The organism is Flagellimonas profundi, assembly GCF_017313275.1.
GTDB lineage: Bacteria > Bacteroidota > Bacteroidia > Flavobacteriales > Flavobacteriaceae > Flagellimonas > Flagellimonas profundi.
The window spans coordinates 1,338,603-1,354,138 of sequence record NZ_JAFLNM010000001.1; the positions used below are offsets into that span (position 1 = coordinate 1,338,603).

Sequence of the window (15,536 nt, forward strand, 5' to 3'; positions counted from 1 at the left end):
TTAGTAATTTTAGCGTTTAACCAAAACTTAACATAAATGTTAAAATTTAGATGCTACCGCTAAAAGTTTGAGGTGTAGTTCTTTAACCTTGTCCTTGGTTTTGTCCAATTCGAGGTTTTCAATTGAATAATCGGCCAAATCAAGCTTCTGTTCATCATCCAGCTGATTGTTCATACGGTCAACAACAGCCTGTCTTTCAATTTGGTCCCTATCCACTACCCTTTCAATTCGAGTTTCTACCGGGGCTGTGACCAAGATGGTGCAATCATACTTGTCCTGGGCACTGTTTTCAAAAATCAACGCAGTTTCCTGTATAACGTAAGGCGAATCTTGACGATTGACCCAATCCAAAAAGTGTTTCCTTACCGCTGGATGCACAATGCCATTCAGTTTTTCCAAAAGCTCCGGGTCCTTAAAGACCTTGTTGGCTATAAAAGATCTATTCAGCCCTTTCTCCGTATAAGCTTCCTTGCCCAATAGATCAGTAATGGCGGTTTTCACCTCCTTTGAGTTGGCCATCAATGCTTTAGCCTCCAAATCGGAGTCGTACACAGGAACCCCAAGCTCTTTGAACATACCGGCCACAGTACTTTTACCGCTTCCTATTCCTCCTGTAAGTCCAACTATCATCATTGCTGTTTCAAAACAAAGTTTACCGTATTTTCTTCCAACCGAACATCATAAACTTTTTGAGGGCTTTCTGTAACCTCCAAAAACAACGAACTGCTCTCCGAACCTTTAAGCTGACCATAATCTGCAACAATTTCAAAATCAGAAGCGGATATCTCCTTTAATCGTTCTATTGTTGCCTTACAAAGTATAGTAACCTGGTTGGGAAACGTCTTTATTTGATAACCTTCGGGAATGTTTATGACTTGAACAGGCACTTCGAATACTTTTTCGGAAAACTTTGACACCTTGCCGGAAACAGTGGCTCGGCCTATCGAAAAAATGCTGTTGTCCAACCCTTTGGGAAAAACCAAGGTGACTTCATTGGAAAAATCATCGTTAACATTGGTTAACTGTATGAGGGATGTATTGATTGTTCGAATGGTATCAATCTCACTTTTAGGTCCTTTTACCTCTACCGAGTCAGGGGTAATCTTAACTTTACCATCAAGAATATAGTTTTGCTGTAGTTGGAGGTCCAGTTTCGCACTAATTGGAATTTTTTTAGTATCAACTTGATACATGTCCACCACCAGTTGACTTCGGTCCAATTCCAAGAGGGAGATGTTTTGGGACAATTGTTGGTCCATCTGCTTCTTTAAGGCATCTTCACTTAGCACATACTCCCCATTAAACAATTCAGCCTGGGACACATCAATATCCATTCTGCTTTTGAAAATTTTATAATACAAGAACTGAAAGCCACTGGTCCTAAGTTTAGCTTCAATCTGATCATTCGAATTTTCACCTAACAACAACGAGTCTGGAAGGTTTCTATAATTTAGTGTAAAATACGCGCGGGATTCATAGGTTTCGGATAGGTTACTGATGAACCAAGCCAAAAAAGAGCATAGCAAGAACAGCGAAAATATTTTCACTTTCTTTTGGTTGAGGCCGCGCAATACTTTTTTAAACACTTTTTACTTTTTCTTGAAAAATAGTTTTGGGAACAATTCTTCGGGCTCCTTATTACTAAAGTTAAGCAACATTGTGGACTTGAAAAAACCAATACCATATCCAGTGAACTGAACCAAAGCAGCAAAAATGGCCAATAAGGCAACCTTTAGTCTCTTACTCTTGATCAATGCATCCAAGAAAAGGATAAAAAAATAGAACACATACAGTATCAAGGGAAGCCAAAGTCCGAAAAATGCAAAAACAACGGCAACGCATAATCCGAACATAAACCAAGTAGGAAACCAATAGGTAGGCTTTGCAGTTCCTGAATGCCATTTATTGAGGATAGGGCGCACCATACCAAATTTGTTCACTTGAATGTAAAATTTATTCCAATCAATTCGTCTTTTATGGTAAACATAAGCCTTGGGGAACAACCTTGTATCAAAACCTGCTTTCCATATACGAAAGGTCAGGTCTGGGTCTTCTCCTGGATGGATTCTACCAAACCCTCCTGCTTTTTCATATGCTTGTTTGGAAATGCCCATGTTAAAGCTACGTGGCTGAAACTTGCCAACGGCTTTTTTACCTCCTCGGATGCCTCCAGTGGTCAAAAAGGAGGTCATCACATAGTTTATTGCCTTTTGTACGGTGGTAAACGATGCATCGGCTGCATCAGGTCCCCCAAAACAATGCACAAAACCTCTTTCAAGTTCCTTGTCAACTTCGGACAAATACTGTTTAGGAAGTATACAGTCCGAGTCCAAGATGATATAATAATTCCCTTTGGCGTTTTGCATTCCAAAATTTCTGGAATCGCCCGGACCCGAGTTTTCTTTAAAGTAATAGGATATGTTGAGTTTGTCTTGGAACCTGCGTACAATGTCCTCCGAAGATTCTGATGAGCCATCTTCCACGATAACTACTTCAAAATTCTTCTGGTAATCTTGTTTTTGAAGACTTTCCAACAACTCCCTGACCTCTTCGGGCCTGTTGTATACAGGAACTACTATGGAGAAAAGAATATTCATTTGAAATAGAAAAGCCATCCCGAAAAAGGATGGCTTCTCATGTATTTTTTACAGTTTATTCCGAAAATTCATCGATTACCTCTTGACTTACGCCTGTATTGGAGAAACCTCCATCGTGGAATAAGTTCTGCATGGTCACCTTTTTAGTCAAATCGGAGAAAAGTGACACGGTATAGTTGGCACAATCATCCGCCGTGGCATTACCAAGTGGCGACATTTTTTCTGCGTAATTGATGAATCCATCAAATCCTTTCACACCCTGACCCGCTGTTGTAGGCGTCGGAGATTGGGAAATGGTGTTCACCCTTACCTTATGTTCTTTTCCGAAGAAATAGCCAAAGCTCCTTGCAACAGACTCCAAATAGGCTTTATTGTCCGCCATGTCATTATAATCTGGGAATGTTCTTTGTGCTGCCATGTAGGTCAAAGCAACAATACTTCCCCATTCGTTCATGGCCTCGGCCTTGTAAAGTGATTGCATTACCTTGTGGAAAGATAGTGCGGATACGTCCCACCCCTTTTCAGTAAAGCTATAGTTCTCATCTGTGTAATGTCTTCCTTTCCTAACGTTTACGGACATTCCTATGGAATGAAGCACAAAATCCAGTTTTCCGCCCAAAATTTCCATGGACTTCTCCACTAAGTTCTTCAAATCCTCTTCGTTAGTGGCATCTGCGGGAATAATTTCTGAATTGGTTTTTTCCGCCAGTTCATTGATCTGTCCCATTCGCATAGCAATAGGTGCGTTGGTCAAAACAAATTCGCCTCCCTCTTCGTGAACGCGTTCAGCGGTTTTCCAAGCAATGGAATTAGGGTCCAATGCGCCAAAAATGATTCCTTTTTTACCCTTTAAAAGATTGTATGCCATAATTTCTTGCAATTGTTGATTGTGTGACAAAGATATTTAAACTAATTGAAGTTTGGGAAGCTGCTCAACGGTTTTATTGCAACAGTTCCTTGGCGTGCGCCAAAGCGGATTCGGACAATGACTTGCCGCCCAACATTTCCGCCAATTCCCGTACGCGTTCATCTGTACTTAATTGTTTGATATGCGTACTTGTTCCTTCTACCCCTTCTTCCTTATACACTTTGAATTGATAACGCCCCTTTGAAGCGACCTGCGGTAAGTGCGTTATGGAAAACACTTGCATGGTGCCGCTCATTTGCTGCATGATCTCTCCCATTCGATTGGATATTTCCCCAGAGACCCCTGTGTCTATTTCATCGAACATCATGGTGGGCAAGTTTTCGTACTCCGCTAAAATGGATTTTATGGTCAGCATGATTCGTGAAAGTTCCCCTCCTGATGCCACCTTTTTCAATTCGCCATAACTGGAACCCTTGTTGGCAGAGAACAAGAACACCAAATCATCTTTCCCGTTGGTTTTGAATGACTTAGACGGGTTTACCTCAATTTTAAAAGTAGCGGATGGCATTCCCAAAGATGACAGGTTCTGTTGAAGTCTTTCGCTTAATTTGGGGATAACAGATTTTCTGCCATCGCTTATTTTGTTGGCCCATACATTCACTTTTTCGGTGATGGCATCGACCTCTTCTTGTTTTTCCTTGATTTTGGACTCGATATTGGCCACGGCATCCACTTTTTGGGCCAAATCTTCGCGAATATCCATCAACTCCGAAACTGAATCGGTCTGGTGCTTTTTCTGAAGGTCGTACAGTTGCTGTAATTGTCCATTGACCACTTCCAATCGTTCAGGGTTGGCCTCTACCCCTTCCTGTAAACGCTCCAATTCTGAAGCGATGTCATCAGTTTCAATCAAAACCGATTGAATCCGATCATACAAAGATTTGTAGTCCGACCCAAAATCGGTTAGCCCTTGGAACGCTCGTTTTAAATCTGTAAGCCGGCCGACAATACCCAATTGCTCATCGTTCAACAACTGATGCCCCGCGGACAACTGCTCCATGATCTGCTCCACATTGCTCAGCTGCTCATACTCCTCTTCCAACTCTTCCTGCATACCTTCTTTGAGCTTTGCATCCTCCAGCTCCTTCAACAAAAAGCTATTGTAGTCATGTTCTTTATCGGCGTCCGCTTGAAAATCCTCCAACTTTTGAAGCTCTTTCGAGGCTGTTCTCAACGTTTCCAGTTCTTGGGCGTATCCGGAAAGATTTTCGGTATTCCCTGCCAAAGCATCAAGCACTTTCATCTGAAAATCATTATCGGTAAGCTGCATCGTCTGGTGCTGTGAGTGTACATCCACCAATTGATCGCCCAATGCCCGCATCACATCCAAAGTAACGGGAGAGTCGTTTACAAACGCCCTGGATTTACCGCTGGGCAATATTTCCCTCCGAAGTATCGTAGTTTCTTCATAATCCAAGTCGTTTTCCTCAAAAAACGATTGGAGTTGGTATTTTGAAACATCGAACTCTGCCTCTATTACGCACTTTTGTTCTTGGTTCTTAAGGGACGATAGATCGGCACGCTTTCCCAAAACCAGGGAAAGACCTCCCAACAGTATGGATTTTCCAGCACCGGTTTCCCCAGTTATAGTTGTGAAACCATTGGAAAAAGACACACTTACGTCATCAATGAGTGCATAATTTTGGATGGATAGATTTGCTAGCAATATTGAAGAATTTACCCGTAAAGATAAATTTCTTTAGAGAACTGCACTAGTAATTTATTTCATTCCACGTAGTAGAATAAAATGGGGCCACTTTATTGAGGGTTTCCTTGAGTTTTACAATGTCCACCTTGGGACCATCGGAGAATATATTCTGTATTTCCTCAGATTTGGCATCAAAAAAGGTCTGAATCAAGAAGGCGTTGGGTCTACGGCTAATGAGTGTTTCAAACAAGCGAAGACTTCCCATAATGATTTGCTTGCCCGTACTGTTGTTGTCCGCCAATATATCGAGCCCTTTTCTGTGGTAATTGTACATGGCAATCCGATATTCCCTGAAAGAATTGCTCAATAGGTTATCCACCAATTCAAAACGACTGCGGTCCCCAGTTTCCTGACTCCAGCCGCTGTAGCTGGAACTTTGTGCCTGAGTGACGATATTCTGGGCCTGTCGGTAGAAATCGTTGCCGCCTTCCAAAGAAAATGTGTCGGCGTCCAATCCCAAAATAACGTAAACGTAGTACGAAATAACGCCCACCAAATTGGAATTGAAATTGTTCGGATTGTACACCAAAGGCTGAAACTCCTGATATTGAAAATTGAAAGCATTGTCCTTATAGTTGAATACAGGGCTTTCGTAGGTCGTATTATAAACGGGGCGTGTGGACTGTATCTGGATATTGGCTTCAAAACGGTCCGATTCGTATTGGGTTACCGTGATGAACATTCGCGCGTTCACGCGTTCATTTTCACGATAGGTCCGGTTTGTCCATTTGGTTTTGTTCACAAAATCGTTGAGCGAACGCTCCAAAGTCCTAAAAATCTGTTGATTGGTCTGCCCTACTTGATCCGAGTTCACGGTCACCTCACAATTCAGTTCCTGTGCACACGTCCCGAAGGCAGTAAATAAAAGAAAAACGGAAAAAAGTATGTTACGCATGGATTCTGGAGATGATTTCTTCCCAAATATCGGAAGCCACTTCGGGCTTCGTTTTTACATCAAACGTTTTTATCTCCGAATTCTTATCTATAAAGGTGATTTTATTCGTGCTTCCGCCAAACCCAGCGCCATCATCTTTGAGCGAGTTGAGCACAATGCCATCCAAATGCTTTCTTTTTAGCTTGCCTTTGGCATTTTCCAGCTCATTTTGGGTCTCCAGAGCAAACCCTACTAAGAACTGATTCTTTTTGGCCTCCCCAAGGGACATTAGAATATCCGGGGTTCGTTCCAAATCGATCCTCATATCACCCTCTTGCTTTTTCACTTTTTCCGAAGCAATGGTTTTAGGTCGATAATCCGCCACAGCAGCAGCACATATGGCAATATCCGTGTCCGCGTAGTGTTCACGACAGGCATCGTACATTTCCTGTGCAGAGGTCACGCGAATCAATTGAATATTATAATGGTCAATGCTCAAGTGGGTCGGTCCTGAAACCAAGATTACATTTGCACCTAAATTGGCCGCCTTCTTTGCCAATTCAAATCCCATGGTGCCCGTGGAACGGTTCCCCAAAAATCGAACGGGATCAATAGCTTCTTGTGTTGGCCCGGCAGTAATGAGCACATTTTTTCCTGATAGCGGTAAGCCTTTGGCCAAATCCTCTTGCAAAAAGGCCAAAATATTCTCAGGCTCAGCCATACGTCCTTCCCCATGCAATCCACTGGCGAGTTCTCCTGATTCTGCAGGAATCATGGTATTGCCAAAAGATTCCAGTTTATCCAAAGAGTTCTTAGTGGATGGATGCTTGTACATATCCAAATCCATAGCAGGAGCAAAATAAACGGGGCATTTTGCGGACAAATAGGTGGCCAAAAGAAGGTTGTCGCACGTCCCGTTGGCCATTTTGGAAAGTGTATTGGCCGTTGCCGGGGCAATCAGCATGATATCGGCCCAAAGACCAAGCTCCACATGATTGTTCCAAGAAAGACTTCCATCTTCCTCGTTGATAAAATCCATCAAAACTGGATTTTTAGAGAGTGTGGAAAGTGTAAGTGGCGTAACAAAAGAACTGGCGCTCTGGGTCATAACAACTTTGACCTGGGCGCCAGCTTTAATCAGTAAACGAACAAGAAATGTGGTCTTGTACGCGGCAATTCCCCCGGAAATTCCCAAAAGGATATTTTTACCGCTAAGCATTTCTTAAGCGTCTTTCTCTGTATTCCTGTAGTAGATTTTGTCTTCCAACCACTCTTGTACCGCCAAAGCGTGTGGTTTTGGCAACTTTTCGTAGAATTTGGAAACCTCGATCTGTTCTTTGTTTTCGAATACCTCTTCCAAGCTGTCGCTGTAAGTGGCAAACTCCTCTAGCTTCTCCAACAATTCCTTTTTTATTTCAGAATTGATTTGGATAGCTCGTTTTGCCACAATGGAAATGGCTTCATAAATATTGCCAGTTTTTTCGTCAAACTCGTTTCTATTGAGTGTTACCGTGGAAACTGGGGCCTTTGTGTTTTTCAAATCTTGCATATGCAGTGGTTTAAAAACTTGTTTTTATTTGGATACGGAAGTAGTGTTATATACGCTCAATTCCTTTTGAATTGTTTCGGCTAGTTTATCTGCCTCTTCTTTAAATTTCGATTCTGGAAAATAACGTAATAAATTGTTATATGAGTCAAGAGCATCTTCCAATCGCTCTTTCTTCTTGTCCTCTGTACTGTTCACAGCCAAATTGGTAGCTGCTTCAATCCGATAATACAAGGCATCTTCCGTGTAAATGGAACCTGGATTATCCAAAAGAAAATTGTCAAAAGCAGTTATGGCAGAAATAAGTCTTGGCAAATCCCAAGAACCGATTTTACCATATTGCTTGGCAATTTCCAACTCTTTTTTTTCTTTTTTGGTGGTCAACTCCCTTGCCATGTTGTTGGCTTCATCAAAATATTCCGATTCAGAATAATTATTTATAAATGTTTGGAGCTTTAACAAGGCTTTGTCGGTTTCCGACTGGTCCAATGAATACCTGGGAGAAAGCATATAGTAACTTTTTGCTCCCAAAAAACTTGCTTCTTGGATTTTATCACTTCTTGGATAGGACTTTATGAATCTTTCGAATTGGTAACCCGATAAATAATAATCGCCGTTCTTGAAGTAACTGTCCGCAAAGAAGAACATTACACGCTCCCCTTGAGGTTTCCCTACATATTTAGGCGCAATTTGCTCAAACAAGCGAACCGCTCTCTTATAATCACCTTCCTCATAGAGCTTTTCGGCCATATCGTATTTAGCCTTCGCATCGGTTTCCTTGAGTACCTTTTGGTACTCGCTACAGGACAAGAGAAGCAGTGTTGCACAACAAAAAAGGAGTATTGACCTCATTTTCAAAAACATTTTGCAAAATTAGTGATATTGAATGGATATAAAAAAAGAATTTTCACCATTCAAATGTAAAGGGCAGCAATACCAATGCCCAATAAATTGGGCAACATTTAACGAATTTTATGCATGTGCCCTGCCTAACGTCTTCAAGGAAGATGCGATTTTTCCCTTTAAACCAGAAGTTGCCTCTACCAATGGCAATCTTACGGTTGCTCTAGAAATGCCCTTGCTTTCAAAAATACTTTTAATGCCTGCTGGGTTACCTTCTTCGAAAATTAAGGCCATTAAAGGCGATAGGTTGTGATGGATCGCGTATGCTTCCTTGACATGGCCTTCCAGGCCCAACTTGATCATCTCGGAAAAAAGTGCGGGCAGTCCCTGCCCCAAGACCGAAATAACCCCGGCACCGCCCGCCAAAACAGTAGGCAAAGCAGTACCATCATCTCCAGAAATCACCAAGAAGCCATCTGGTTTGTTTTTTATGATCTTATCCGTTTGTAAAGAATCACCGCAAGCTTCTTTTATCCCTACTATATTGGAAAAATCATGAGCTAACCGCAAGGTGGTTTCGGGCAACATATTGCTCCCGGTCCTTGACGGCACATTATATAACACGATTGGGATTGGTGATGCCTCTGAAATAACTTTAAAATGTTGGTATATTCCTTCCTGCGTAGGTTTATTGTAATAGGGAGAAACGGATAGAATAGCATCAAAATCGGATAAATCCAATGTTTTCAACTCATTTGCCACTAACATGGTATTATTGCCTCCTACACCCAGTACCAACGGAAGTCTTCCTGCATTGGTACGCACCACAACATCGACCACCAACTGCTTTTCTGCAGGTGAGAGTGTTGCCGATTCGGCCGTTGTTCCCAACACCACCAAATAATCCACACCGCCTTGAATATTGTGCTCCACCACGCTTTCCAAAGCTTCTACATCAACCGTTAAATCTTCTCTGAACGGAGTTACCAGTGCCACTCCTGTTCCGATCAATTGTTCCATTCGTTCAAATTTCTTTTAAGACCTTTAAATATTTTTTTAATTCACTCTTAAACAACTCAAAATCATTTAAGGGCGTATTTAAAATCAAATCATTGACCTTGGGGTCTTGTGCGCCAAGACCTACCTTGAGACGCGCTCGGGTTTTAACCGACAATAGCTTCATCATTAAATTATCATCTTCATAATAATTGATCAACATATCATACTCCCTGCCCAAAAACTCAAGTACGTAACCATTTTCAATTTGACCTTTCCATCCCAGGTCCTTATCGGAAAACATTTGGATGGCATAAGGTGAACTTTTGTCGTATTCGCGCTTGTATCCTATTATTTTTATAGCATTGGGGCGCAAGTCAAACTCATCAATAAGTTCGTAAAAGGCCTCTGCTTTCTGAAAATTATCCACATCTACAATACAACCGATGCTGGTAATCCCCTGTTCCCTGGCCACGGACTTTGGAGGCTTTTCCATCTCCTCCTTTAAATATTTAAGCCCGGATTTAACCTTAAATTTGTCTTGGAGTCCTTTCAAAAACATATTTTTGATGATTTTTACAAAGGTAAATAATCTACCAAGACGACTTAACAAATATACGCACGTGAACAATCTAAAATTCAAACAATTTGTTGTATTTACAACTTTTTGTTTTTTGATTTCCTGTAAAACCGACACAGAGAAACTCACTGAAATTGAGGGCAGACAAATTCCCATTGATTCCACCATAACTGAAACGGATTCCATTGCCAGTTTTGTGGAACCCTATAGAAACAGAATTAATGAGGTGCTGGACAGTACGTTGGCATATGCACCCAACCCATTATTATTAAAGGATGGTGAACGTACCTCATCCATGGGTAACCTTATGGCGGATATTGTTTTTGAGCAAACCGCTACCGTTTTTACTTCCAGGTCGGGCAAGGAATTGGATTTTGTAGTGCTTAATGCCGGCGGGGTGCGTTCCGTAATTTCAGAGGGCGATGTAAGCGCTCGTAACGCTTATGAAGTAATGCCTTTTGAAAATTATATAGAAGTGGTGGAACTTAGCGGTTCGGCCACAAGACAATTAATCAATTTTGTAGCCAAGTCTTCCCGTAGGCATCCTGTGTCCGGTATTCAGATTGTAATTGGTAAAAACCGTTCGCTGGAATCGGTAAACATTCAGGGGCAACCTTTTGACGAGAACCGAAATTACTATGTGGCCACTTCCGACTACCTAGTAAACGGAGGCCCAAGTGTAGGATTTTTTGACGAAATTATCTCAACAACGGAAACCGATTACCTATTAAGAAATGCTTTGATCGACTACTTTAAAAAAGTGGACACCCTAAAGGCAGTGGCAGATGATCGCATAAAACAATTGAATTAGATGAAAAGAAGGGATTTTATTACCAATACCACAGCGGCTTCTACCCTAATCGGTTTGGGGGGGCTAAGTTTGAGCTCGTGCGCCAATCTTGGAAAAAAGCAAATCACCATTCTGCACACCAACGACGTGCACAGCCATATCGACACATTCCCATCTTCCCACTCCAGGTATCCAAATTTGGGTGGAATTGCCAGAAGGGCCACCTTGGTGGAACAGATTAGGAATGAAAACCCAAACACGCTACTTTTTGACGCTGGGGATATTTTCCAAGGCACGCCCTATTTCAATTTTTATGGAGGTGAGTTGGAGTTTAAGTTGATGAGCAAGCTGAACTATGACGCAGCTACCATTGGAAACCACGACTTTGACAATGGAATTAATGGTTTGTTGGCCCAAATGCCATATGCCACTTTTGAGATGATCAGCGCCAACTACGACTTTTCCAATACGGTAATGGATGGTTACGTAAAGCCTTATAAGATTTATATGGTTGATGGGATTAAAATCGGAGTTTATGGCGTTGGCATTGAGCTAGATGGCTTGGTGACCAAAAGATTGTACAAAGAGACCCAATATCTGAATCCTTATGAGATTGCCTTGGATACGGAAAAGCAACTCAAGGAAGAAGAAAAATGTGATTTGATCGTTTGTCTTTCACACTTGGGATACGATTACAAAAATCCAGAAAGGCCATGCGACACCCGTTTGGCACAACAAACCTTCCATACTGATCTGATTATCGGTGGACACACCCATACCTTTTTGGACAAACCAGATGTGCGAACCAACCAAAACGGAAATTCTGTGCTCGTAAACCAAGTAGGCTGTTACGGAATAAACCTAGGTAGAATTGATTTTTATTTTGATTCGGATAAAAATGCTTCGGCCAATGGCGTAAGCATCACTGTTTAGTATCGGGGCTGGGGATGGTTTATAGATTGGCCTCCACGAGAACTTTCAGTTCGTCGTCCAAACTATATTCCGGGAAAGGCTTGCCCGCATTATTGTACCAATAGCCTGCGTTCCACTTATCCCCTTCTTTACGGTGCAAGTAAGCATGAATCCAACTGCCCATTGGGGAACGGAGATCCTGGGCAATGTCATGCGATGCTTCCCAATCCCCTTTTGCATCAAACCAAAGCGATTTTAAGGGTTCAGACCATTCCTTCGGAGGCGTGCTTTGATTCAATGTTGATACAAATTCCTCGTAAGTTTTGGGTATCATGATTCCAATTTTTGTAAAAATTCTTGTTCTGAAATAATGGGCACTCCCAAGCTTTCCGCTTTCGTCCGCTTGCTGGGCCCCATTTTATCGCCGGCCACCAAAAAACTGGTTTTTGAAGATACCGATGATGCCACCTTACCACCATTGTCCTCTATCATTTTCTTCAAATCATTCCTACTGATGGTCTCGAATACCCCGGACACCACAAACGTCTGCCCCTTGAGCAATTCGGTTTGATTTTCCAGTTGTTCCTCGGATAGGGAGAACTGCAATCCATGGGATTTTAAACGATTAATAATATCCATGTTCTTAGGCTCAGAGAAAAAGTTGACAACGCTCTCTGCGATACGCTCCCCTATTTCGTCTACAGCCATCAATTGCTCTTGTGAAGCTGCGATTAAAGCATCGATATTTTTAAAGGCTTTGGCCAATTTTTTGGCCACCGTTTCCCCCACATACCGTATACCCAATGCAAAAAGCACGCGTTCAAACGGGATTTTAACTGATGCTTGAACGCCATTTACCAAATTCTCGGCCGATTTGTCCGCCATTCGTTCCAAAGGCAAAATCTGTTCTTTGGTCAAGGTGTAAAGGTCCGCGTAATCGTCAATCAGCCCTTCATTGAAAAGCAATTCTACCGTTTCCGCGCCCAAGCCTTCAATATCCATGGCCTTTCTGGATATAAAATGTTGAATTCTTCCCGTAATTTGGGGTGGGCAACCAATGTCATTAGGGCAAAAATGCTGCGCTTCCCCTTCTTTTCTAATCAGCTCTGTGCCACATTCAGGACAATGGGTAATGTACTCCGTGGTTTGGGAATCAGCATCTCGTTTGGTAAAATCAACCTTCACAATTTTTGGGATGATCTCCCCGCCCTTCTCCACAAAAACGGTATCTCCCTCGCGAACATCGAGCTTTGCTATTTGGTCTGCATTGTGCAAAGAGGCTCGCTTTACCGTAGTACCTGCCAATAAAACGGGCTCTAGGTTGGCCACAGGAGTTATGGCTCCGGTACGGCCGACCTGATATGTTATTTTGTTCAAGGTAGTGATGGCTTGCTCAGCTTTGAACTTATACGCCATGGCCCACCTTGGTGATTTGGCAGTAAATCCGAGTTCCTCTTGGTGTTGGATACTGTTCACCTTTACCACAACCCCATCCGTTTCATAAGGTAGATTGTGGCGGTTTACCTCCCAATAATCCGCGAACTGCATCACTTCCTCGGTTGATTTGCAAAGCTTGGCCACCGTTGGCACCTTAAAACCCCACAACCTTGCTTTTTCCAGTACTTCGAACTGGGATGTTACTCCTAAATTATCGCCAGCTATACTATACAATAGGCATTCCAAAGGTCTTTGGGCCACCATGGCACTGTCTTGGAGTTTTAAGCTTCCCGATGCCGTGTTCCGTGGGTTCATGTAGGGATCCTCTCCCGCTTCAACACGCTCCGCGTTCATTTTTGTAAAACCTTCCAGCGTTAAAATAATCTCTCCTCGAATATCAAATTTTGGCGGATAATCCCCTTTCAACTGCAAAGGAACCGATTTTATAGTCTTTATATTGTTGGTCACATCATCCCCTTGAAAGCCATCCCCACGAGTAACGGCTCTTATCAATTTCCCGTCTTCATAAGTAAGGCTTATGGAAGCTCCATCATACTTCATCTCACACGTAAACTGTACATCAACACCCCCTAAAATTCGCTGAATACGCTTCTCCCAATCCTCTAAGTCCTCTTTGGAGTATGAATTATCCATGGAGTACATGCGATGCTCATGGACTACGGTCTCGAAATTTTTAGTGACCATCCCCCCCACTCGCAAACTTGGCGAGGTCGGGTCTTGAAATTCAGGGTGCTCCGCCTCCAATCTTTGAAGTTCCTTGAGTTTCATGTCAAACTCGTAATCCGAAATGGACGGCTCATCGAGCACGTAATATTTATAATTGTGTTCCCTTAGCTCATCACGTAAGGAGGTTATTTTATCTTTGATGTTCATTTTTTAATTGCTTTTAGCATTCTGTCGTTGCCAAAAATATCTTTTCTAAGTTCAATTTCTGAAAAATTACGGGTATTGAAAAGTGCTTTGGTTTCCTCTCCCAAATATTGGTTGATCTCAAAATACAACTTTCCGTTTTTGGATAGATGCTTTTCTGAAAATTCAATGATAGCCCTGTAAAACAACAACGGGTCTTCGTCCGGCACAAATAAGGCCGTATCGGGTTCAAAATCCTTAACGTTTTTTTGGATTCGGTTCTTTTCCAGCTCCCTGACGTAGGGCGGGTTGGATACGATAACATCAAAAACAAGTGTAGTATCAAGTTGAGCATTGAGGATGTCCTGATGCAAAAAACCGATATCCACTCCGTTTGATACTGCATTTTTTCGAGCAACCAACAGCGCATCTTCGGAAACATCCAAAGCAAATACGTTAGCATCCGGAAGGTTTTTTGCCAAAGCTATGGCTATACAACCACTTCCGGTTCCAATGTCTAAAATGTTCAAAGGTGAAATGTGAAGGTTTGCATCATCCCCATGTTGATCTTTAACTCCTGATTTTAGGTTCTTTACTCCTGATTTCTGACTTCTAACTTCTGACATCCCACTTTTGGTGTCATCCAAAATCCATTGCACCAATTCTTCCGTCTCCGGACGTGGTATCAGCACATTTTCATCGACCTGAAGCTCCAAATCCATAAAATGGGTGGTTCCCAAAATATATTGAAGGGGTTTTTCCAGTTTCAACTCCGACAATGCTTCAAAAAGAGGTTGCTCCTCTTCTTTGGTCAATGTAATGCCTGGTCGAATGGCCAATATAAACCGTTCCAGTTTCAAGTAATGCTCAATACAGGCGTAGAAAAAGGAATCAATTTCCTCTTTGGGATAGATGGTGCCCAACTCCTTATGGAAAATATTTTTGATTTCTTTTAGGAGCATTACAGTTTTTTAAGCATCCAAACGGGACAGGAATAATGTCCCGTATTTCCCATTGGAGCATCTATATATTCAAAACCGTTCTTTTTATATAATTTTTGGGCAGCTTCCATGTAGGGCATCGTTTCCAGATAACAGGCTTCGAACCCGAATTCCTTCGCCTTGTCCAAACAGGCCTTGATCATTTTGGCACCAAGTCCCTTACCTCTGGCTTCTTCCAAAAAGTACATTTTTTGAAGCTCACAGACGTTTCCTTCATAATTGTCCAATTGCGCCACGCCGGCACAACCGATTATCTTGCCCTTGTGCTCTACCACAAAATAAGCGGCCTTTGGCACGTTATAATTGGAATACATATCATCCAAAGCTTTGTCGGCATAAGCCGTGCCTACCTTGGGAACGCCCATATCCTCAAAAACTTTTCGGATTACCTGGGCCACCTGTGCGTTGTCTTCGGGGGTTATTTCACGAATCACCGTATCTCCCATTATTGTGT

At 42.3% G+C, this 15,536-nt stretch carries 17 protein-coding genes; 2 read left to right on the top strand and 15 right to left on the bottom strand.

Annotation, left to right across the window (positions count from 1 at the left end; translation table 11 throughout):
- Positions 1-39 precede the first annotated feature (39 nt).
- The 11 genes from coaE to J0654_RS06255 form a co-directional block, all read right to left on the bottom strand.
- On the bottom strand, positions 40-633 hold the full coding sequence (gene coaE / locus J0654_RS06205; protein WP_207026799.1) for a dephospho-CoA kinase: 594 nt from the start codon (positions 631-633) through the stop codon (positions 40-42).
- A complete protein-coding gene (locus tag J0654_RS18395; protein WP_207026800.1) occupies positions 630-1,547 on the bottom strand; it encodes a CdaR family protein in 918 nt (305 codons plus the stop codon). Before J0654_RS18395 ends, coaE begins: the two co-directional genes overlap by 4 nt.
- A gap of 42 nt (positions 1,548-1,589) precedes the next feature.
- Positions 1,590-2,597, bottom strand: a complete 1,008-nt coding sequence (locus tag J0654_RS06215) for a glycosyltransferase family 2 protein (RefSeq protein ID WP_207027998.1) — start codon at positions 2,595-2,597, stop codon at positions 1,590-1,592.
- A gap of 55 nt (positions 2,598-2,652) precedes the next feature.
- Complete coding sequence (locus J0654_RS06220; protein ID WP_207026802.1) at positions 2,653-3,465, bottom strand: enoyl-ACP reductase FabI; 813 nt, start codon at positions 3,463-3,465, stop codon at positions 2,653-2,655.
- Positions 3,466-3,538: 73 nt separating this feature from the next.
- A complete protein-coding gene (recN, locus tag J0654_RS06225; RefSeq protein ID WP_207026804.1) occupies positions 3,539-5,191 on the bottom strand; it encodes a DNA repair protein RecN in 1,653 nt (550 codons plus the stop codon).
- A gap of 46 nt (positions 5,192-5,237) precedes the next feature.
- Positions 5,238-6,128, bottom strand: a complete 891-nt coding sequence (porD, locus tag J0654_RS06230) for a type IX secretion system protein PorD (RefSeq protein ID WP_207026806.1) — start codon at positions 6,126-6,128, stop codon at positions 5,238-5,240.
- Positions 6,121-7,326 carry a bifunctional phosphopantothenoylcysteine decarboxylase/phosphopantothenate--cysteine ligase CoaBC gene (coaBC, locus tag J0654_RS06235; protein WP_207026808.1) on the bottom strand — a complete coding sequence of 402 codons (1,206 nt, stop codon included), beginning with the start codon at positions 7,324-7,326 and terminating at the stop codon, positions 6,121-6,123. The genes porD and coaBC overlap by 8 nt, the downstream gene beginning before the upstream one ends.
- Before the next feature lie 3 nt (positions 7,327-7,329).
- The gene (locus J0654_RS06240; RefSeq protein WP_119608194.1) at positions 7,330-7,656 is read right to left on the bottom strand and encodes a DNA-directed RNA polymerase subunit omega; all 327 of its coding nucleotides are present in this window, start codon (positions 7,654-7,656) and stop codon (positions 7,330-7,332) included.
- 24 nt (positions 7,657-7,680) lie between these two features.
- Positions 7,681-8,517: an outer membrane protein assembly factor BamD gene (locus J0654_RS06245; protein ID WP_207026810.1), complete on the bottom strand. Its 837-nt coding sequence runs from the start codon at positions 8,515-8,517 to the stop codon at positions 7,681-7,683.
- A 108-nt stretch (positions 8,518-8,625) separates the two neighbouring features.
- The gene (gene dapA / locus J0654_RS06250) at positions 8,626-9,516 is read right to left on the bottom strand and encodes a 4-hydroxy-tetrahydrodipicolinate synthase (protein ID WP_207026812.1); all 891 of its coding nucleotides are present in this window, start codon (positions 9,514-9,516) and stop codon (positions 8,626-8,628) included.
- Positions 9,517-9,520: 4 nt separating this feature from the next.
- On the bottom strand, positions 9,521-10,054 hold the full coding sequence (locus tag J0654_RS06255) for a DUF6913 domain-containing protein (RefSeq protein WP_207026814.1): 534 nt from the start codon (positions 10,052-10,054) through the stop codon (positions 9,521-9,523).
- A gap of 7 nt (positions 10,055-10,061) precedes the next feature.
- On the opposite strand from J0654_RS06255, the gene J0654_RS06260 reads away from it, so the two are divergent.
- Both J0654_RS06260 and J0654_RS06265 read left to right on the top strand, forming a co-directional pair.
- Positions 10,062-10,883: a 5'-nucleotidase C-terminal domain-containing protein gene (locus J0654_RS06260; RefSeq protein WP_207026816.1), complete on the top strand. Its 822-nt coding sequence runs from the start codon at positions 10,062-10,064 to the stop codon at positions 10,881-10,883.
- On the top strand, positions 10,884-11,795 hold the full coding sequence (locus tag J0654_RS06265) for a metallophosphatase (protein WP_207026818.1): 912 nt from the start codon (positions 10,884-10,886) through the stop codon (positions 11,793-11,795).
- Between the two features lie 19 nt (positions 11,796-11,814).
- Here J0654_RS06265 and J0654_RS06270 read toward each other — a convergent pair whose 3' ends face one another.
- Genes J0654_RS06270 through J0654_RS06285 form a run of 4 tightly spaced genes read right to left on the bottom strand, consistent with a single transcriptional unit; the run spans position 11,815 to position 15,528 of the window.
- A complete protein-coding gene (locus tag J0654_RS06270) occupies positions 11,815-12,108 on the bottom strand; it encodes a hypothetical protein (protein WP_207026821.1) in 294 nt (97 codons plus the stop codon).
- A complete protein-coding gene (ligA, locus tag J0654_RS06275) occupies positions 12,105-14,105 on the bottom strand; it encodes an NAD-dependent DNA ligase LigA (RefSeq protein ID WP_207026823.1) in 2,001 nt (666 codons plus the stop codon). The genes J0654_RS06270 and ligA overlap by 4 nt, the downstream gene beginning before the upstream one ends.
- Complete coding sequence (gene prmC, locus J0654_RS06280) at positions 14,102-15,043, bottom strand: peptide chain release factor N(5)-glutamine methyltransferase (RefSeq protein WP_207026825.1); 942 nt, start codon at positions 15,041-15,043, stop codon at positions 14,102-14,104. The genes ligA and prmC overlap by 4 nt, the downstream gene beginning before the upstream one ends.
- Positions 15,043-15,528 carry a GNAT family N-acetyltransferase gene (locus tag J0654_RS06285; protein ID WP_207026827.1) on the bottom strand — a complete coding sequence of 162 codons (486 nt, stop codon included), beginning with the start codon at positions 15,526-15,528 and terminating at the stop codon, positions 15,043-15,045. Before J0654_RS06285 ends, prmC begins: the two co-directional genes overlap by 1 nt.
- Positions 15,529-15,536: the final 8 nt, after the last annotated feature.